Origin of the sequence: Enterobacter cloacae complex sp. ECL414, from assembly GCF_021869685.1 — a bacterium.
Classification (GTDB): Bacteria; Pseudomonadota; Gammaproteobacteria; order Enterobacterales; family Enterobacteriaceae; genus Enterobacter; species Enterobacter kobei.
The window spans coordinates 2761084-2780213 of record NZ_CP091481.1; the positions used below are offsets into that span (position 1 = coordinate 2761084).

At 57.2% G+C, this 19130-nt stretch carries 16 protein-coding genes and 1 pseudogene; all 17 read right to left on the reverse strand.

Annotated elements, in window-relative coordinates; all coding sequences use genetic code 11:
- Position 1: 1 nt before the first annotated feature.
- The 17 genes and pseudogenes from L3068_RS13340 to tagH all read right to left on the reverse strand — a co-directional run bounded on the left by L3068_RS13340 (position 2) and on the right by tagH (position 19036).
- Positions 2 to 442 carry a DcrB-related protein gene (locus L3068_RS13340; protein WP_023330599.1) on the reverse strand — a complete coding sequence of 147 codons (441 nt, stop codon included), beginning with the start codon at positions 440 to 442 and terminating at the stop codon, positions 2 to 4.
- Between the two features lie 76 nt (positions 443 to 518).
- Positions 519 to 1595, reverse strand: a complete 1077-nt coding sequence (locus L3068_RS13345; protein WP_117580402.1) for an Ivy family c-type lysozyme inhibitor — start codon at positions 1593 to 1595, stop codon at positions 519 to 521.
- Between the two features lie 3 nt (positions 1596 to 1598).
- The gene (locus tag L3068_RS13350; RefSeq protein ID WP_227025634.1) at positions 1599 to 2153 is read right to left on the reverse strand and encodes a hypothetical protein; all 555 of its coding nucleotides are present in this window, start codon (positions 2151 to 2153) and stop codon (positions 1599 to 1601) included.
- A gap of 76 nt (positions 2154 to 2229) precedes the next feature.
- Entirely contained in the window at positions 2230 to 2577 is a 348-nt protein-coding gene (locus L3068_RS13355) for a hypothetical protein (protein ID WP_080352184.1), read from the reverse strand.
- Positions 2578 to 2607: 30 nt separating this feature from the next.
- Positions 2608 to 4530, reverse strand: a complete 1923-nt coding sequence (locus L3068_RS13360) for a type VI secretion system Vgr family protein (protein ID WP_045134156.1) — start codon at positions 4528 to 4530, stop codon at positions 2608 to 2610.
- A 115-nt stretch (positions 4531 to 4645) separates the two neighbouring features.
- Positions 4646 to 4831, reverse strand: a pseudogene (locus tag L3068_RS13365) (immunity protein Tsi6 family protein); the annotation flags it as partial.
- A 42-nt stretch (positions 4832 to 4873) separates the two neighbouring features.
- Positions 4874 to 5599 carry an ankyrin repeat domain-containing protein gene (locus L3068_RS13370; RefSeq protein ID WP_198924575.1) on the reverse strand — a complete coding sequence of 242 codons (726 nt, stop codon included), beginning with the start codon at positions 5597 to 5599 and terminating at the stop codon, positions 4874 to 4876.
- Positions 5600 to 5634: 35 nt separating this feature from the next.
- The gene (locus tag L3068_RS13375; RefSeq protein ID WP_045134160.1) at positions 5635 to 7053 is read right to left on the reverse strand and encodes a Tle-like phospholipase domain-containing protein; all 1419 of its coding nucleotides are present in this window, start codon (positions 7051 to 7053) and stop codon (positions 5635 to 5637) included.
- Between the two features lie 36 nt (positions 7054 to 7089).
- On the reverse strand, positions 7090 to 8508 hold the full coding sequence (locus tag L3068_RS13380) for a serine/threonine protein kinase (RefSeq protein WP_048996364.1): 1419 nt from the start codon (positions 8506 to 8508) through the stop codon (positions 7090 to 7092).
- Positions 8509 to 8532: 24 nt separating this feature from the next.
- A complete protein-coding gene (gene tssH, locus L3068_RS13385; protein ID WP_023338414.1) occupies positions 8533 to 11148 on the reverse strand; it encodes a type VI secretion system ATPase TssH in 2616 nt (871 codons plus the stop codon).
- 38 nt (positions 11149 to 11186) lie between these two features.
- Complete coding sequence (gene tssG, locus L3068_RS13390) at positions 11187 to 12230, reverse strand: type VI secretion system baseplate subunit TssG (protein WP_023330605.1); 1044 nt, start codon at positions 12228 to 12230, stop codon at positions 11187 to 11189.
- Positions 12227 to 14098 carry a type VI secretion system baseplate subunit TssF gene (gene tssF, locus L3068_RS13395; RefSeq protein WP_032636246.1) on the reverse strand — a complete coding sequence of 624 codons (1872 nt, stop codon included), beginning with the start codon at positions 14096 to 14098 and terminating at the stop codon, positions 12227 to 12229. The genes tssG and tssF overlap by 4 nt, the downstream gene beginning before the upstream one ends.
- A gap of 2 nt (positions 14099 to 14100) precedes the next feature.
- Complete coding sequence (gene tssE / locus L3068_RS13400) at positions 14101 to 14664, reverse strand: type VI secretion system baseplate subunit TssE (RefSeq protein ID WP_014884223.1); 564 nt, start codon at positions 14662 to 14664, stop codon at positions 14101 to 14103.
- Positions 14657 to 15469 (reverse strand): type VI secretion system accessory protein TagJ, encoded by an 813-nt coding sequence (locus L3068_RS13405; protein WP_236904721.1) that lies wholly within the window; start codon positions 15467 to 15469, stop codon positions 14657 to 14659. The genes tssE and L3068_RS13405 overlap by 8 nt, the downstream gene beginning before the upstream one ends.
- A gap of 9 nt (positions 15470 to 15478) precedes the next feature.
- A complete protein-coding gene (locus L3068_RS13410) occupies positions 15479 to 16471 on the reverse strand; it encodes a hypothetical protein (RefSeq protein ID WP_014884225.1) in 993 nt (330 codons plus the stop codon).
- Positions 16472 to 16487: 16 nt separating this feature from the next.
- Positions 16488 to 17285 carry a PP2C family protein-serine/threonine phosphatase gene (locus tag L3068_RS13415; protein ID WP_014884226.1) on the reverse strand — a complete coding sequence of 266 codons (798 nt, stop codon included), beginning with the start codon at positions 17283 to 17285 and terminating at the stop codon, positions 16488 to 16490.
- Complete coding sequence (gene tagH / locus L3068_RS13420; RefSeq protein WP_057057963.1) at positions 17282 to 19036, reverse strand: type VI secretion system-associated FHA domain protein TagH; 1755 nt, start codon at positions 19034 to 19036, stop codon at positions 17282 to 17284. Before tagH ends, L3068_RS13415 begins: the two co-directional genes overlap by 4 nt.
- Positions 19037 to 19130: the final 94 nt, after the last annotated feature.

The following is a 19130-nucleotide window of genomic DNA, read 5'->3' on the forward strand; positions in this document are numbered from 1 at the left end:
CTTACACATTCCGGTTGTCGTTTAGCGTCAGACTTTGCTTAAGCGCGCTCCAGCGCACCTCGTCCTCTTCGGTGAATGCTCTGAGTGCCGAGAGGGTAAAAATCATCAATACCGGTTTGCCCGGCGTCTGTACGGCCAGCTGTTTTTGCCACAGGCGTTGCCCGTTACGGTCGAAGGTGGTCTCAACTTCCAGCCCGTTAATTTTTCCGTCAGGGCCGGCTTTTACATTCCGGAATTCGCTCTGAGCAATTTCGCCCATCTGAGGACGCAGCACATCCCACTGGCGGTGAAACTCTTGTTCGTAGTCACTGCCGTCCGGAATGACGCCGCGGCTGACCACCACGGATAATCCGCTTTCGTCATCGCGAATAATATTCATACTGTTATCCTGCCAGGCAGCAGGAAAAAGGGAAAACGAACCTTCCTGGAGGGTGTATTTCATAAGTGAACTCGGGATGGTTAATATTGTGAGAAACAAGAAGGCCAATCCATGCTGGCCCTTTGGGCTGGCTGTTTTATTATTTACGCCATTGACCTGACTGTTCGACTAAAACCTGGCTGCCTTTGCTGACAACCAGTTTCGCGGGTGCATACGTCACGGTATAAACGATTTCGCCATTCTTGTACGTTGAGCCGATTATTTTACCTGCGGAGTCGCGCAACGTTTTTCCCCTTAAGGAGATCGTGCTGTTATCGCTTTTGCGCACGCCGAGATAAACCATCTGGGCACATTCGCTCTCGAAATGGCCGCACTTGTTTATCAAAGAAATAGCGAATTTTTCGGTTTCCAGTTTTCTGGATTCAGCGTGATGATCCGAATCGGCTTTATGTAATGTATAACGCAGTGGAGCATAATCATTGCCATGTTGAGGAGACGTTACTAAACGCCATTCCATTTCATTCCCCTTTACTTCCAGAGCAGCCCGCCCACCTACACCGCCAAACGATGAATTGAACTCAACAGTGGCACGATTGCCAGCAATCGTACCGCTAAGATTACGCTCATCATCCTCGGGGCAATCAATGCGGTTTCTTTTCCGGGAGATATAGCAATAAGAGCCGGTGATACGGTTGCCTGACCGAGCTAACTGCAGGGTTAACGTCGAGTCGCTCCCGAACTCGCCTGCCCATACCCCGTCAAAGGCGAGTCCTGATTGGCTGTTCGATGCAAACTGCAGCGTATTGAATCTGGCAGCCCATTGCTGAATATCGGCATGAATAACCGGACTATTATCTGAAGACTGGTAATGAATAACGTCCGACTCCGGAACCACCCAGGCCGCAAAGATTTTGCCGTCAGGATTGATGACCAGCGCTGACGCATTCTCCAGGTAGAGATCCTTTAGCCAGCCTTCAACAAACAATCCGCCACCTGTGGTGGTATGCGGTTCACCAAAGACATCAAAGTTATCAATAAAGGTCTGGTAATGCTTTCCTAGCGTCTTCCTGAGACTGTCTGTCACTTCGCTGTCGTTAACGATGCGGCTCACCGTATCAAGCTTATTGTATTGCGATAATTCAAGCGCCGATGACGTTTCAACGACGCCTGTCAATAAAGCGGTGAACAATGCGACTGCCAAATATTTTTTGGTCATAAATCACTCTGAAGTACCATTTTCGTAATTCATGGTTATTTTCACAACCTGACTGTCTATAACCTTAAAAGAGAGCAATTTCTTACCCAATTCATAGGAAATCCACTTCTCCCCGGAATCATTTTCGAACTGACCATCGCCGTACGCATTGTTCAGCTCTCTGATTGTTGAACCCACATGAACGCCACGCGGCGTTAAAATATCTGAGGCAGTCAGCGTAATCTGGGACACGATATAATCGTCAACGCTTCTTTCTGCTTTATCCCACCAGAGATTGGAACTGAATATTTCTAACCCAGCCTTTTGATGCTGGTAGAATTTATAGTTTGTTCCGTCAAAAGGAACTTCACCGACAAAATGGCCTTCCAACGGCACGTCAATTTTACGGGCAATATCAGGAGTCCATCTGTCGCCCAATGCGACAGGCTGGTCTTTAATCTGCACAGAAAAATCCCGTTTTGTCAGAACGGAAGGCATCACCTGAGCCAAAACCACATTGCTGCTCAGACAGGTAAACATCAGGGCAGAAAAAAGAAATACCGGAGTGTTTTTTTTCACGTTAATTGTCATTCAATGAATATTTATTGCGCTTCTCACCACTGGAAACCCCGTCAGGACATGGGAACTGTGTTTCTTATTCGGCGCTTATGACGACAGAATCCAGACAGTCAGGTTTTTTCACGGTGAAACTGAAGCTCACCTTTTGTCCATTACTGTCTTTTGGTGCGGTATAACTGGTCACTTCATTCTCAGAGCGGCCTTGCGGATAGTCAGTGAGCACCAGTTGCGGAAAGTGCATTTTAACGGTATCAAGCGTTATGCATTGACCTGACGGTGAAAAATTCAGTAAAGGCGCCATGTCGCCGTTATCTTTGCTTAAACGTAAACCAATTTCGGTAATGCTCGCTCCATCATCCAGTTTGAAATCGTCAGCATTGTAGAAATTGATATATTCATTTTGTCTGGTGATCTTAAATGACAACGGCGCAATGCGATAAGCACCGCACCGGCCTTACTCATCTTTTGGCGTAAACTTCGCCTGCACAGCCGCATCAATATCCCCTTTATGCCCCGATCCCGGTGCCGTGGTGCCCGGCTTGGTTCCCGAGGTATTCAGGTGCAGCTTACCGCCCGTGGTGATATAACCATCCCCTTCCACGAAGAAGTTAAACTCTTTACCGATCAGGTTAATCTTGCCGTTAGCATTCAGCTCAATGGCGCTTTCCCCTGAGACCAGCCGCAGCTTCGTCCCGGAAGCAATGACGTACTGCTCCACCGCCGCATCCAGCTTGCCTTTGCCGGTCAGGATCTCAGTCCCACCTTTCACCGCCTGGGTCTGATTCGCTTCCACGCGATGCAGTTCATTTTTCTTCACGTAATGGCTGCGCTCACCACCGACGCTGTGCGTTTCATCATTTTTAACGCTGGTGTCCATGTTGCGCTCGGCCTGGATCCACACCTGCTCTGCACCTGCTTTATCCTCAAAGCGCAGGGCGTTGGCATTGTCCACGGAGCCGTCTTTCGTCCGGCTCATAAAGCCCATCTGCGTCGCCGCCGCCGGCAGCGCCCACGGCGGCATGCTCGCGTCGTTGTACACGCGCCCGGTAATAATCGGACGGTCCGGGTCACCATTGATAAAGTCCACCACCACCTCGTCGCCGACGCGCGGGATTTGCACCCCGCCGTAGCCCTGGCCCGCCCACGCGCTCGACACGCGCACCCAGCAGGAGCTGGTGTCATCCCCCTTCGCCAGACGGTCCCAGTGGAACTTCACCTTCACGCGACCGTATTTGTCGGTCCAGATACTCTCGCCGTTCGGGCCCACCACCTTCGCCGTCTGCGGGCCGTAGGTGCGCGGCCACGCCGTGCTCTGCGCCGGGCGATAAGAGACCGACGCCGGGATGACCGTGAAATCGGTCCTGTGAACAGTTTCACCTTCGCCGCTGGCGTAGCGGTTCTCTTCGAAGTGGTAGCCCGCCGCCGTCACCAGATACTCGCCGTTATCGCTGAAGAACGGCGCGTTGGTCAGGGTGAAGGTGTGGCCCGGCGCAATCCCCGCCGCCGTGGCGGTGGCCTGAATCTGCTGGTGCTCAACCTGCCAGCGCTCCTGGCGAATGCGGGCGTAAAACTCCGCATGCCCGGTCTCCACAAAGCGTCCCGGCCAGTCGTAGACGTCAATGCTGCCCGGCTTCGGCGACGCCGGGTTCTGCTGGGCCTGGAACAGCCACGCGTTCGGCTTGCGGAAGTCATAGTCGTCGAGGCTGTAAATCCCCGGCGTCACGCTGTCCTCCAGCGCCCACTGGCTGATGCCCTCTTCATCCGTACTGCCGCCGGACGGCGTCTGGTGGTAAGGAATGACCTCATAGCCGCTGAACGGCTGATGCTGGGTGGCGGCGTCGGTGAGTACCAGGGTGTGCTTGTCGGCCTCGTGGCTGAAGTGATAGGCAATCCCTTCCAGCTCCATCAGGCGGCTGATGAAGTCCAGGCTCGACTCCTGATACTGCACGCAGTAGTCCCACACCCGGTAGCTGCCGGTAAGTTTATCCTCCACGTTGACCTGATGTTCAGCCAGCAGGGTTTTCACAATCTGCGGCACCGTCTGGCCCTGGAAAATACGCAGGTTACGGTCGCGCTTCATCGGCCACAGGTCCGGCTCCACCGTCAGCTGGTACACCGCATAGCGGGTGCCCGTCAGCTCAACGGCGCTGACTGCCACGCGCGTGACTTTGCCGTTGATGTAGCGGGAGGAGAGCAGGTTCTGCGTCGGGATGGTCACCGTGACCGGCTGGCCGAGCAATTTGCTGCGGTCAATGCGCGCATCCGTGCCGAGCAGGGTCAGCGTCAGGGCGAACGACTCGGACATCGCCTCGCGGCCGGAAAGTTTCCAGAAGAGCAGCCCCTCGACCGGGAGCTGGACTGTAATTCGGTTGAGCATAATCTGTATTCCGTAATGGTTTATGCTAAATAAAAAGTGTTAACAAAGAGGAGATTTATGACCAGATGTTTTAGGAGATGCGCAAATCACCGTCAGCTTAATTTCGATACCGCTTTTACCTTTTCAGATATTCATTATCTTGTTCATGTGGAAGGATCACCTTTAACCCATCAGCCATCTGCGAAGCGATGTAGTTTACATTTGACAGATGCCGGGCAAGCTCTTCATCAGTCGTTTCAAACTCTTTTGCAGCCATAGCGCCTAAATTTAAAGTATGAAGCTTACTTTTATCTGCCGCTTTTTAAGACTCATTATTGCTCAGGAAACGCACTGTTTAACGTCATCACTTATTCACCGGCGCAGGAGGCCATTTACCGCCATGCTGAATAAGCGCGTCTTTAATTTCAGTGAGTTTTTGATATTCGTCGCTGCCCTCTTTCGCCCGGTTCAGATACCGCTGCAACTGATTAGCCATTGTCCAGCCATTATCCGCCTTGATCTCTGCGTTGGCACCACGCTCCAGCAGAAGCATGACATGATCGTAAGAGTGGAAATCGAGCGCAGCGATCAGCAACGTATTACCCAGTGAATTGGTAATATTGATATCCGCGCCATCATCAAGCATCGCCTGCAGGGTATCGGTGTTTTTTGCTTCGAGGGTTTCGAAGAGAATGGGCTCTCCAAACGTTTTATCCCTGGCATCCGGCGATAATCCGCCCTCCAGCATCGCCTTTATCCAGACTCCACTGTCCGCTTTCAGCACATATTCGGCCGGACTGCTCTCTCCCTTAGGCCTTGGCTGCAGCGGATCTGCCCCCGCTTTGACCAGCGCTGTAATAATTTTTAACTGCTCGGGTGTTTTCTTATCGTTAATTGAGTTCATCACCGCCCAAAACAGCAGCGTCATGTCCTCTTTACCGGGTGTATTAAGATCCGTTTGCGAAGCTAACTGAGTCACCTCATTCACTTCACCGGCTTCAATGGCACGCGCTAAGGTGAGCTGCTGTCCGCTGAAGTAGTTGTCTGGTTTTAAATCCATATTTTGCTTGCACCCCTGAACCATAAACATTAAACAAAGCGCTATCCAGCCTGTAATCAATGATTTCACGCGCGACTCCCGATGATTGCGATGTCTTCATCCTTCTGTTGCTCAATACACTTAATCGCCTGATCGATACCATGGCGATCCAGAGCACCTCCCGTTCCACCCGGGAGGTCGTGTGCAATTCCAGCTGCGTTCGGCATGACGGCAGAAAGTTCTTCTTTGGCTATCAGTGCCGGTATGTGTCCTTTTACCGTTTTGAAATCTTCCCAAAGGTTAACTTCCTGAATTTTTGTCAGCAGTTCACCTTCAACACGGTAGGCCTGAATATTTTCCGTACTGCCCAGCAGGCTGCCGCCGTATTTCTCCACGGTACCCGGATGCAGACCGGCCGCGTTGAAGGTCCATCCCGGCATACCGCTGGCCATCGCGGTAGCAGAGGCTAATCCGCCCCCCAGAGAGTGACCCGCAATGTCCACTTGTTGACCGGATTTAGAGAGCTGTTCGCCGAGCCCCACCGCTCTTTTGTAATAATCTGACGCCATGCCCAGCCCCTGGGCACCGTTATTTTTCCAGTCAGCCATGTTTTTCATGGGGAAGAACTCGGGCTGCCGCGATCCTCTGAACACGAGCGTTGGATTCATATCGCGACCAAACACCTCGGGATCGGGTTGATATACGCGGGCCAGAAAATCAGGCGAGGCGGTATTGTCGAATAGTACTTTGCGGTTTAGCCCAAGCTTCTTCAGCGCGGCGGCATCATTACTAATATCCGTCCACCCCTCCGGCACGCCCGGCGTCGTTTCCAGCGGGTTTACGGTCTTATAAACATTTTCCGCAAGCTTCGCTTTCTCCACGGCAATGTTATTCGCCGCTAACCGCTTAGCCGCGATCTGCGCATCCGGGTAGAGACTGTTGCTGCCCTTCGCAATCAGGTCCTTACGAGCCTGCCAGCGTTCGGCTTTGGTCATATTCTGCAGCTGCGCCGCATAGGTTTTACCGTCTTTGCCAGGCGTTGGCTGGTCAGGCACCTGCGCCGCTTTGGATTTCACCACCTGAGTTGGCAGCTCCGTTGGCGCAGGGCGGGAACCATATGTGCGCACCATCGTTTCGTAACGATCGACGATAGTGCTTACCGGGTACCAGCCCAGCCCGGTGAGCGAGGCGGCCTGAAGCCGCCCTTTGGCATTGATGTAAAAAATTTCCGTTACCGATGACCAGCTGCGAAAACTTTCGTCAATTGCAACGATTCTGCCCATATCAAGATCCTGCGCGATCAGCTTGCGCGTATCGCGCCCGGACTGATAGGGATTCGCACCGGTGATGGTTCGCAGCAAATCGTAGCGCGTGAACAGCGAGCGCAGCGAATTGTCGGGCACCGACATAATCCACTGCCCGGCGACGGACGGGCGGATAATTTTCGCAAAAAGCGCCGGCGAGACATTCTCGCTGAAAAGATAGACAAACTTAATGTTATACATTCGCTCCGTCCTGTTCCTTGTTCCTGACTGACTGACTTACGGATTCACCAGCCAGGTGCCCGGCTTGGCAATATCCAGCGTCTGGCTGCGCGTTCTCCCGTTGCCCTGCAGTTCAATCTTCGCCTCACCGGCGGGCAGCTTGAGCGATGCATAGCCGTTGGTCGCCGGACGCAGCGCTTTTGGCTCGCCGTTCACTTTCAGCGTTTCGCCGTCCTGGATGCGGATATAGACCAGCGCAACAGGGCTCTCGACAGGCGGTGGCGTTTGTTGCGCCGTCGCCTGCTCGCTCACCTTCGCCGTTTCCGGCTTCACGTCTGGCGCGTTCGCGGCGGTTTCCGTCGGACGCGTCTCTGCGGGTGCCTGCGCAGCCTGCTCTGGCGCATCCTTGCCACCGCTGAACAGCATCGCTCCGGCGACCACACCCACCAGCACGCCTGCGGCAACCATGCCCGGGATTTTGTAACGACGCCAGTCGAGTGCTGAAGCCGGCTTTTCCTCTTCCACCGGTACCAGCATGGTGCCCGGTTTTTTCGCCGTCAGCACATCGTTTATGCCCGCAACCGGCATCTCGATCAGCGCGGCGAATTCGTCGATAGACTGCGGACGGTCTTCCATGTGCAGCGCCAGCGCGCGGTCGATGGCCTGCAGCAGCGGGATGGAATAGCCCTGCGGCATAATTTCCACCAGCGGCTTGCAGGTATCCTGAATAGAACGCACCACGCTCACCGGCGGCGGAGAACCCACGATCAGGGTACGCAGCACGGCGCCAAGGGCGTAAATATCCGTCCACGGTCCCTGCTCGCTTTCGTTGTCGTCGGTGTACTGCTCGATCGGTGCAAAACCCGGTCGCAGCATGGTTTCCGTTTCGTCAGAAAGGTTACCGATGGTGCGGCGCGCGGAGCCGAAATCAAGCAGTACCGGCAGGCCGTTATCCTGGATCTGGATGTTATCCAGCGAGATATCACGGTGCAGATAGCCTTCGTCGTGGATGGTCTTGATGGCGCCAAACAGCATCGGCAGCGTGCGGCGGATCCAGGCCTCGTTGATCAGCTCCGGTTTTTCTTCGCGCAGGCGCGAAAGCGTGGTGCCGCTGTAAAACAGCGTACCCATGTATGCCGTGTCGTTTTGCACCCAGAAACGCAGGACATGCAGCAGGTTCGGGTGGTTAAAGCGCGCCAGCAGACGGGCTTCCTGAATGAAGCTGTTCAAGCCTGCGGAAAACGCTTTGCCAAAGCGCTCGCTGCGCAGCACCAGGGTCATGTCGTCGCCGCGCACGGCGAGCGAGGAAGGCATAAATTCTTTGATAGCGATAGTGCGTTCGAGCTGGTGATCCCACGCGCGATAAACGATGCCAAAACCGCCGCCGCCGATCACCTCTTTGATTTCAAACTCGTTGAAGCGGTACCCGACCGGGAGCGCGTTTGGGACAGTCCGATTGTTATCATTATCCGTCATCTTTTACAGTTCTCTTGATGATTATTACGCGGCAAACTGACAGTGAAACTCGCCCTGCTCGCAGGTGACATGCAGACGTCGGTACTGCTCGTCGCTGCGGCTGGCGGTAAGTAAGATCTGGCTCATCTGAGGCAGCAGGGTGTTGGTCAAAATAGCATCTACCATGCGGCCACCAGACTCCACCTCGGTACAGCGCTGAACAATCTGTTCCACCACGCTGTCGTCAAACTCAGAAATGATATTGTGATTCTCTTCCAGACGACGCTGAATGCGCTTGAGCTGCAGGCGAACAATCTGCCCCAGCATCGCGTCGCTGAGCGGGTAATACGGCACCACCAGCAGGCGGCCCAGCAGCGCAGGCGGAAACACCTCCAGCAGCGGCTGGCGCAGCGCGCCGCTTAAGGCGTCCGGTTCCGGCATCAGTTCCGGATCGGCACACATAGCGCTGATCAGGTCAGTGCCAACGTTGGACGTCAGAATAATAATGGTGTTGCGGAAATCGATGTGGCGTCCCTCACCGTCCTCCATCCAGCCTTTGTCAAAGACCTGGAAGAAGATTTCGTGGACGTCCGGGTGCGCTTTTTCAATTTCATCCAGCAGCACTACGCTATACGGACGGCGGCGCACGGCCTCGGTTAACACACCGCCTTCACCATACCCGACGTAGCCCGGCGGCGCACCTTTTAAGGTGGAAACGGTGTGCGCTTCCTGGAACTCACTCATGTTGATGGTGATAACGTTCTGCTCGCCGCCGTACAGCGATTCCGCCAGCGCCAGCGCGGTTTCCGTTTTACCGACGCCGGACGGGCCGCAAAGCATAAAGACGCCCACCGGTTTGTTGGGATCGTCGAGTTTTGCCCGCGAGGTTTTCACGCGACGGGCAATGAGATCCAGACCGTGACGCTGGCCGATAACGCGCTGGTTCAGCGTGTCGGCGAGATTCAGCACCGCGTCGATCTCGTTTTTCACCATCCGCCCCAGCGGGATCCCGGTCCAATCGGAAACCACTGCGGCAACCACGTTTTCATCTACCGCCGCAAACAGCAGCGGCTCATCGCCCTGCAACGTTTTCAGCGCCTGCTGCTGTTCCGCCAGCTGGCTGTGCAGCCCGGCGGACTCCTCCTCGCCCGAGGCAAACAGCGCGGCGCGCAGGCGGATAATTTCCTGCACCAGACTGCGCTCCTCTTCCCAGCGCTGGGTCAGGGCTTCACGTTTGCTTTCATACGCATCACGTTCTGTGATTAACGCCGTTACGCGCTCATAAACGCCTGCACCAACGCGCGCTTCGCGTTCGGCTATCTCAATCTCCACGTCCAGCGCGGCAAGATGGCGCAGGCAATCTTCCAGTTGCGCCGGTGGCGCGCTCTGGCTGACCGCCACGCGGGCACAGGCGGTGTCGAGCAGCGCAACGGCTTTATCCGGCAGCTGACGCGCCGGGATATAGCGATGCGACAGCTTCACCGCCGCGCTGACCGCTTCGTCGAGCAGCAGCACCTGGTGGTGGGTCTCCAGCGGCGATACGGTACTGCGCAGCATCAGAATGGCTTTCGTTTCGTCCGGCTCGTGAACCTGCACCGTCTGGAAACGACGGGTCAACGCCGGATCTTTCTCGATGTATTTTTTGTATTCCGCCCAGGTGGTGGCGCCGATGGTACGCAACTGTCCGCGCGCCAGAGCGGGCTTCAGCAGGTTCGCCGCATCGCCGGTCCCCTGCTGGCCGCCTGCGCCAATCAGGGTGTGGATCTCATCGATAAACAGAATAATCGGCGTGGCGCTGGACTGAACCTCGTTGATCAACGCCTGCAGACGGGCTTCAAACTCGCCCTTCATGCCTGCGCCAGCCTGCAGCATGCCGATATCCAGCAGCCACAGCTGAATATTTTGCAGCGGCTCCGGCACGTCGCCATCGGCGATACGCAGCGCCAGCCCTTCCACCACCGCCGTTTTCCCGACCCCGGCCTCACCGGTCAGCAGCGGGTTGTTCTGGCGGCGACGCATCAGGATATCGACCATCTGGCGGATCTCTTCATCACGCCCGACTACCGGGTCAATCTTCCCTTCGCGGGCGCGGGCGGTGAGATCCTGGCCGTACTGAGCCAGCGTACCCTGCGCTGCCGGTACCGCACCCGCTGGCGCCTCGACGGTGGCCGCAGCCTGCTGCGTCTCTTTGCTGTTGGCGCAAACCGTATCGAACTGCTCGATCAGCACCTCGACGTTAAGACGGGTGAACTGCGCCGAAATGCTTTTCAGCACGTTTGCCAGGTTCCAGGTTTTGAGCAGGCCGATCAGCAAATGGCCGCCACGTATGCGGCTGACGCCAAACTTCAGCGAGCCATAGACCCAGGCGCGCTCTACGGCGCTGTCGATATGTTCGGAGAGATCGGAAACGGAACTCGCGCCGCGCGGCAGCGCATCCAGCGCGGCCACGATATCGCGCGTCAGTTGCTGCTCGTCGAGGGCAAAGTGGCGGATGACCTGCTGCAAATCGCCATCCTGCTGTTGCATCAGTTGATGCAGCCAGTGCACCAGCTCAACATAGGGGTTACCGCGCAGCTTGCAGAAGGCAGTCGCGCTTTCCAGCGAGGTAAATAACAGCGTATCCAGTTTGCCGAAGAGCACGGCACGGCTAATTTCTGACATGTTAGTTTCCATTAACAATGATTCGGTATACGGAAGGATTACCGCTCTGCGCGATAGACCAGATCGCCACGCGGGACAGGCTGCGGCTGAAGGCCCAGCCAGGTGTTGTAGCCTAATTGCCCATTGCTGCCGAGGGAGGTACCCTGCACCGCGTCTTCATGCAGGATCACCCGCGTTTCCCATTCAAACTCCACCCCAATGTACTGGCGCACCCAGTCGCGCAGTTCGGTGACCCACGCTTCGCCAGGTAAAAACCGGTTGTACTCTTCAGCGCTCAGCGGGCCGATTTCAATACGAAACTTATGCTGTACGTCGCGGACAGCGACGCCAAGAAAGGCGGATTCCCCCATGCGCGGCATACGGCGACCTTCCCCCAGCTGTGCCTGCTCACGCGTGGAGAGCGGCATCCACTGCGGCACGTTGCTTACCAGCCTGACCGGGGCGTTAAAATAGTTGCGCAGGATCTTCTCCAGCCCCTCCGGATCCCGACTGTGGCGGGTCAGATGCCCGGCGTGGGTAAAGCGGGCATGGGCGCTCAGGCTGCCTTTATTCATCTGGCCCGGCTGTCCCATGCCAATCAGCGAGGCCAGGTAGCCCTCAAAGCGTTTGTTGTCAGCGCGATCAAGGGAGACGGCAGGCTGCGCATCCGCCCAGGCGCGGTAAAACAGCAGCGTCAGACGATGATGAAACAGATCGACAAACGCGCTCAGGCTGGTGTCCTGATGATGATGAATACGCTCGCGGGCATATTCGGTCATGTGAACCGGCAGCGGGCCGTTCGGACCAAACAGCCCGAAGCTGAGGATAGACACCTCATGTAGCCCGCTCTCTTCCCGCAGGCTAACCTCGGCCAGCGTCGACGGCGCAAAGCTCATCGACGGCTGCTGGCCGATGCGCAGCGGCTCAAATTTCGGCAGCGGCGCGCGTCCCAGCGGGTAGCGCTCGCCGCCCTGGGCATCAATACGCCTTAACAGCTGAAACAGATCGTAGCGCCAGGGCGTTTGACGGACCCCGTGCCAGAACGTCTCCGGCAGCTTCGTCAGGCGATGCACGCGCAGCGGTGCAGTGGCAGCGTCACTCATACCAGCGCCCTTTTACCCATTCTCGGTGCCCAGTAGCCGATCTCGCCGCGCTGCTGACTCTTCAGGGTGAACTCAGTAAAACTGTTGATGGATACCAGTCGGGCAAACAGGCGTTCCAGCACGCTGCCGAAAAGCCACGGGCTGGCACCGGAAAACGCCCGCTCGTCTACGGTCAGGGTAATGCCGATTCCGCGGGCGAAAACGACCGGACCGGGTTCAGGCACGCGGCGGTGAACCGGCTCCAGCACGCAGTGGCGAACCCCCTCCACCTGACGCGCCACGGCCGTTTCGGCCAGGTTGGCATACAGCCCTAACAGCTGACGAAGCGCGGCAGCCCCCTCTTCATTCTCGCTGTCCATCAGGCTGAGGTAGTTCATCTGCAACTGGCTGATGAGCCGCCAGGTGCTGAACCCTTCTGCCAGCGCCGGACGCGGTGGCGTCGGGCCTTTACGCAGGGTCAACGATTTCACCGGCATGGAGTCGGCCATGATGAACTGCCCAAGCTCCTGCTGTAGCATCAGCGGCAGGTCGCGGCTGGTGCAGAGCACCTCGGCAGAGATGTAGCGCAGGTTTTCCTGCCACGGGGCGTGCTGTTCATCCACCAGCGAAACAAACACCTCTGAACCGATATAGCCGGTACGGGTGCCGTAGCGCTGGGCATGCTCAGAGAGCACGCGCTGTTCCCGGCGCAGGGAAAAATAGGCCCCGTAGTTGCCCGCGTCCCCGCTCCAGGTGCTCCAGAAAGGACGAAACGTCTGGTCGTCACGCTGGCCGTCCGCGCTGCCGAAGATTTTATTCACCGCGTAAATTTCATAATCCAGCGGACGGATGTTATCGACCACCAGATGGTATTCGTGCTGGCCTTCATTCAGCTTTTGACGTGCCGCCACCTTCGGGAACAGGTTGATGACCGGCGTGCAGTGCAGCGCCAGATGGCTGGCATCCACCACGCGCTCCAGCTGTTCATCAGATTTATCCAGCAGGATGAAGATATCGAAGGCTTTTTCGCCTTCACAGCGCTGGATCAGCGTGCTCAGGCCGCTCAGGCTGATAAAGCGGAAACGGGCTGGAAACGCGAAATACTCCTGCAGCAGACGATAACCGTCAAAGTTGCGCAGATCGTCCGGGAGCAGTGCCTGATCCGCGGCAAAGCCCTCCTGACACAGGGCATCCGACGCCAGCAGCTGTCGCTGAGGTTGCGGGCTGACCGTCTGGCAGACGATCCCGGCGTGATGTTCCATCACCAGCTCCAGCAGCTTCAGCGCTTCAATGTCCGGGCCGCTGAGGAAAAACGTCAGCTGGTCGAAATTCAGATGGCCGAGGTTTTGCGGGCCGTCGCAGGCAATGCGGATCCGCAACGCGCTGTTGATCCCCCGCTGGCTTAACCCCAGCTGTGCCAGCGGCAGGTCAGCAGGCACGCCGCCCAGCTCCACGTTGTCAATTTTCAGCGGCAGCAGATTAACCTCGTGCGCCGTAGTATAGCTGCAGGTTACGCCGGTCTTTTTCAGCGCCAGGCTGTCCATCATGGTGCCGCGCGGCACAATAAAGCCATTGCTCAGGTCGCCCCGGCTGCTGTCGGGCTCGATTTGCGCAATCGCCATTGATGGGGTTGGCGCGAGGTAATTCGGCGCGATCATCTCCAGCAGACGCTGGGAGAAACGCGGAAACTCGGCATCCATTTTCATCTGCACGCGGGAGGTCAGAAAAGCGAAACCTTCCATCAGGCGTTCCGTGTACGGGTCCGCCACTTCGATGCCGCGCATGCCCAGTCGTCCGGCGACCTTTGGGTAGCGTTCGGCAAACTCGGCCCCCATTTCACGCAGGTAGGCCAGCTCACGGTTGTAGTATTCGAGCAGTTTACTTTCCATGATTACCCCGCATCTTTCAGTTCAAAATGGCCGTTTTCCAGATCGACATCGGTGCGAAACAGAAACTCCAGCGGGTACGGCACACACCATAAACGCCCTTTTATCTCAATCGAGAGCACGTTGTGCAGATCCAGCGAGGAGGTATCCGACACGCAGCGCACCTGCAATCCCTGCGGCAAAATGCGCGGTTCAAAATTGATGATGGCCTCGGTGAGCTTGCGCTGAATATCGTGCCATTCGATATCTGACATTCGCTTACCTGCGAGCGGCGCGACGCCGAAGTTGATCACCGAGCGGCTCACCTGCGGCAAGGCGCTCAGATCGCCGGAGGCATCATGGTTGATGGTATTAAACAGCCACTGCAAATCCCGCAGGACATTGCGACGCAGCGCAGCGTGGGTGATCAGATTACTGTTGGCTGGCTCACGCTTTTTTTCCGGGTCGTTATCCGTAAGGCGATCCAGCAGCGAGGGCTGCATTTTGTCGCGCGCCCCCACCTTATCCTGCTTGCTGCGGGCCTGCCAGCCGCTGCGCAGCAGATCGCCTTCGCCAGCGGGATTACTCATCGGCTCCGTCCGTCGCAAACGTCACGAGGCTTAACGACAGCAGCGGGCTTTCGCTTTGCTCGCTCAGCCAGGCTTTTTGACCCAGCCCTTCATACAGCGTGCCGCTCTCATCAAGCGGATGCCACTCCGTAGTGCGCCCCAGTTTGACCGCATCCGGGGCATCAGCCGCAAAAGGATAGCGCGCCGGGATCTGGCACACCTGCTCGGTACCGTCGGTAAGACGGACCAGCGCATGACGCCAGACCAGATCGGTCACGCTGGCGGGCGCCTGGAAACGGATCTCCGCAATAGCGTTAAACGGCAGCCAGAAATAGCGTCCGTTAACAAGGGTTTCGCACACCGGACCAAGACGGGCATCACCGTCCATCAGCCAGTCAAACGCCTGCGTCTCCTCGTTTTCAAGGATGATGTGTCCCGCCGTTGCCTGCGCCTGTTCAAGGGCTTCCAGACGCAACGCCTGGGCGCGCTCGCCCTCTTCGTTAAGCGCGGCGGCAAGCGTGGTCAGCCACGGCCACTGAGTTTCAGGCATGGCCGGACGGGCCTGGCCCGCCATCACCTGCGCACGCTGCAGCTCACCCTGAATGGCCTGCTCCAGCAGTGTGACGGTCGGCTTCGCATGAGGCTTCAGCGCCAGCCAGCTTTTCAGCTGGGTCAGCGCCCGGGTCCAGTTGCCGCTGAGGGTTAAAAACTGCACGAACGCGGCGCGAAGGTCGGCATCTGCCGGACGGGCTTTGATCCCGGCTTCCAGACGCGCCAGCGCGTCATTGAGCGTTTCACCCGCCAGCTGTTGATAGAGCGTATTCATAACCATTCCTTAATTCGCCGCGCGCCATGCGCCCACGGCCGGATCGCGCAGCTGAGGGCGCAGGGTGTCAATCAGAACGATATTCAGTGAGGTGCCGGGTGCGACCCAGGCGCTCCAGGTTTTCTTCACCGCCGCAATACGCGCCTGCAGCTTTGCATCATCGCTGGCGGTTTCACGGGAAATCTCTACTGCCACCGTGCCGTTACTTTTCCAGCCGTTGAGCGCGTTATCGTAAGGCAGGATCATCCAGCTCTGGTCGCTGTTTGGGGTGCTGAACACCATGCGCTCTTTGTTGACGGAGGTGATCAGCGCGTTTTCCGGGTCAGCGTTTTGATTCAGCCCCATGACCGGGAAGCCATGAATGTACGTCACAGCCATCTCTTTTTGCCCGCCGTTGCGGGACTGGGAGATCACGGTGTGACCGCTGAGCCAGCTGCCATTGCCGCAGCGGGTGGTATCAGAATCCGGAATAAAGAGCGCCGGTGCGGACGCGCCGCCTTCCCAGAAGGTGCGCAGGTGACAGCCGTCCTGGAGGGTAAATTCCTGCCACGGCGTGCGGTCAGCAGCAACCGTATGGGTTGCAACGTTTTGATCCGGCGGCATTAACGCCCCGCTGGCAGTGGTCGTCGTCACGGCTGGCGTCGCCTGCTGCTGTTTCACCACCAGCGCCCACTCCTGCGCTTTGGCGGCGGTTCCTTGCGCCAGCGTCGTTCCCGCCGGATCGTTGAGCGTCCAGCTGAGCGTGTTCACTTTGCTGCACTGGTGTTCCAGCAGTGACCCAAGACGTGGCACGAAGTTTTCCAGCACAGAGACATCCTTCTTGCCGTTCGCCACGATGCGCAGTGCCACCTCCGGCTTACACCAGCTTTGCGGGGTGTTGTCTTTGATGTTGTCGATCCAGATATCCAGCTTCTGCGCAGGAGACTGCACGATGCGGAAATTCTCAGCCTGCGCGGTGGAGGTCACCGCCAGAAGTGCCAAACCCGATAGCCAAAGTTTCATATCGTTCCTTGTGTGTCTAATCAGTTCCGCAGGGAAGAAATTGTGCTGCATCAGAGAGGGTATGCAGCAAAGTGGTGTCCTGAGGGTTGCCCATCCATACCGCCAGGGCGGTGTAGTTATCCTGCGCATTCCCCTCCTGCTCGCCATTCTTTTGAATGATTTGGTTCATTAAGGTCAGCCATTCCTGAGGCGTATTGACCATATGCAGCGATTGCTTCATTTGCTCTTCGCTGACGCCGTGCCAGAACCCGTCGGTGCAGAGCAGGAATGCATCGCCGTCTTCGACCTGCACGACATCGCTGTAGCTCGCTTCCGGCCCACCGTTTTCAATCCCCAGCGCCAGATAGAGCAGATTACTGTTCAGGTTGTCGGTCTGGTGCCCGGCATCTTTCATCTGCTGCACCAGGCTGTGGTCGGTGGTGACATGCCACAGCCATCCCCGGCGAAACAGATACAGACGGCTGTCTCCGGCATGCGCCCAGTAGGCCAGGCCATAATCACGGTCAATAAACAGGCTGACCAGCGTCGTGCCCATCCGGCGATAATCCTGAACGGCCTGCTGTTCGCTGAGAATGGTGCGATTCGCGGTCTGCACATAATCACGGATATGCTGCGCGTTAAGGTGTTTGTCGCCATCGAAGCGGGAAATAATACTGTTGCGGGCCAGTTCAGCGGCCACCTCACCGCCCGGCAGGCCAGCGATGCCGTCACAGACGACAAAGCAGGCTGAACGTTCCCCTATGGTTTCTCCCGTCTGATCCTGGTTGCTGGCGCGCGTCCCCTGGCGGGAGAGAGAAGCCGTTGCGATATTCATTTGTCTTCCGATCCGCTCTGTGAGTCTTTGTACTGATTCACCTCCATGTCATACGCATGAAGGAAGGCTTCGCCGAACAGGGTGTGGAAGTCATCCTCAATCTCGCCCGCCGTCTCGCCATAGCTGCGAACAAAATAGTCCCACAGGGCGGCTTTACGGCTGCCCGGCAGCGCCAGACGCGAGGTCATGCCGTTTTGCTTCGCCTGCTCTTCCAGCTGTTCCGGATTAAAGGATTGCAGCATCGCAGCAATAATGGCGCGGATGCCGGAGATCATGCCCAGCTGGTGCGCCTGCAGATCGATCAGCGCATCGCGCACGGATTTCGTTGGCGGCATAAAGCCCGGCATCGGGGTGCCAAACATCTGGATCAGAACCGTTTTCCCGGTCGGCAACAGCTTGAACGGGTTGTTGGCATCGTCCAGCACCATGGTCATATCGGCTTTTACGCCGCGTTTAAGAATAGAGCGTGAGGAGAGCAGCGCCACGGTGCCCTGAGAGAACATGCCAAGGATCTGCCCCAGCTGACGCATATTTTCCCGATCAAACTGCGGGACAGGCTGCATTTCGCTCAGCCCCATCCCTTCCAGCAGTGCCTGCAGCAGTTCCCCCTGCAACACATCGCCCTTCTCTCCAGTGTTCGCGGTAGCAGATGGGGAGGCAGCGTTATTTACCGGATCGATACGCAGTCGGCCCTTAGGGGTCTGAGCGCTGCTGCGCGCAACGGCCTGCGGCGTAGGCATCGTGAAACCTGCGTAATCTGGTCTCACCGGCTCCTCTTCTGCACGCGGCGTTTCCTGCGGCTCAGGGGCAAAAAGCGGGGAACCGGCAAGGACGTCTTCCTCATGCTCAGGCTCAGGCGCTGGCTTTTCGTCAGTGATGTCATCCGGATGGGTTAACGGCGCCCCGCCCATCAGCCCGAGCGGGTCATCATTGCGTGCAGCCGGCGCGCTGGCCTTGCCACCAAATAGCGCCAGCGGATCGAGTTCATCTACCGCCTCTTCTTTAGGGGCGGGTTGAGTCTCAACAGGTGGCACCAGCGTGGAAGGCGTCACGTCGTCGAAAATGCTCTCTTTTTTGAACAGCGTTTCTTCGCCGAATAGCGTGTCCGGGTCGACATTCTTACGCTCAAGCGTGGGATCGCTGTCGTTGAACATCGCCAGCGGATCTTCAGCATTACGCTCCGGCGCCGCAGGCTGAGAGAACGGATCCTGCGAAGCCGCTGACTGCGGTTTTGCACGGTTGCTGGAGATGCTGTCGGAGATGGAAAACTCCTGCATCAGGCTATCCCAGATTTCCGACGGCACGGCAGTTGGTTCCGCTTTACCGCGTGGCGCAGGGTTAGCAGGCTTCGGTTGCGATGCTGGCGCTGGCGCGGCTGTCGGATGCGCCTGCTGCTGCATGCTGGCGGCCATGCGGCTCACCGGCTGCGTGTCGTGGATAAGTTCGGCCACTTCGATACGGTAGTCATCAATACCGAGAATGTCGCCATCCTGCAGTTCAACCTGACGCCCCCGCTCCAGCGGAATATCATTTAATACCACGCGGGTGACGCTGCCACGGTTAGTGACGCGACATTCACCATTGGCGTCAACGTGAACAATGGCCTGCAGGCGCGAGATGGTGCGGTCATTGTCCGGCAACACCAGATTGTTATCCGTACCGCGCCCAATGGTGCCGCCCGGGGCATAAAAATCACAGCTGCTCTGCGGCGGCTGATGACCGGGTTTCGTAGAAATAATCGTGAATCGCATGGCGTATTCCTGCTGGTATGATTAGCGCTCAAACGCTGCCGCTCTCGGGGGTGAGAACGGCGGCGTTTGGGGGTAAGTCAAAATTATCATTTGA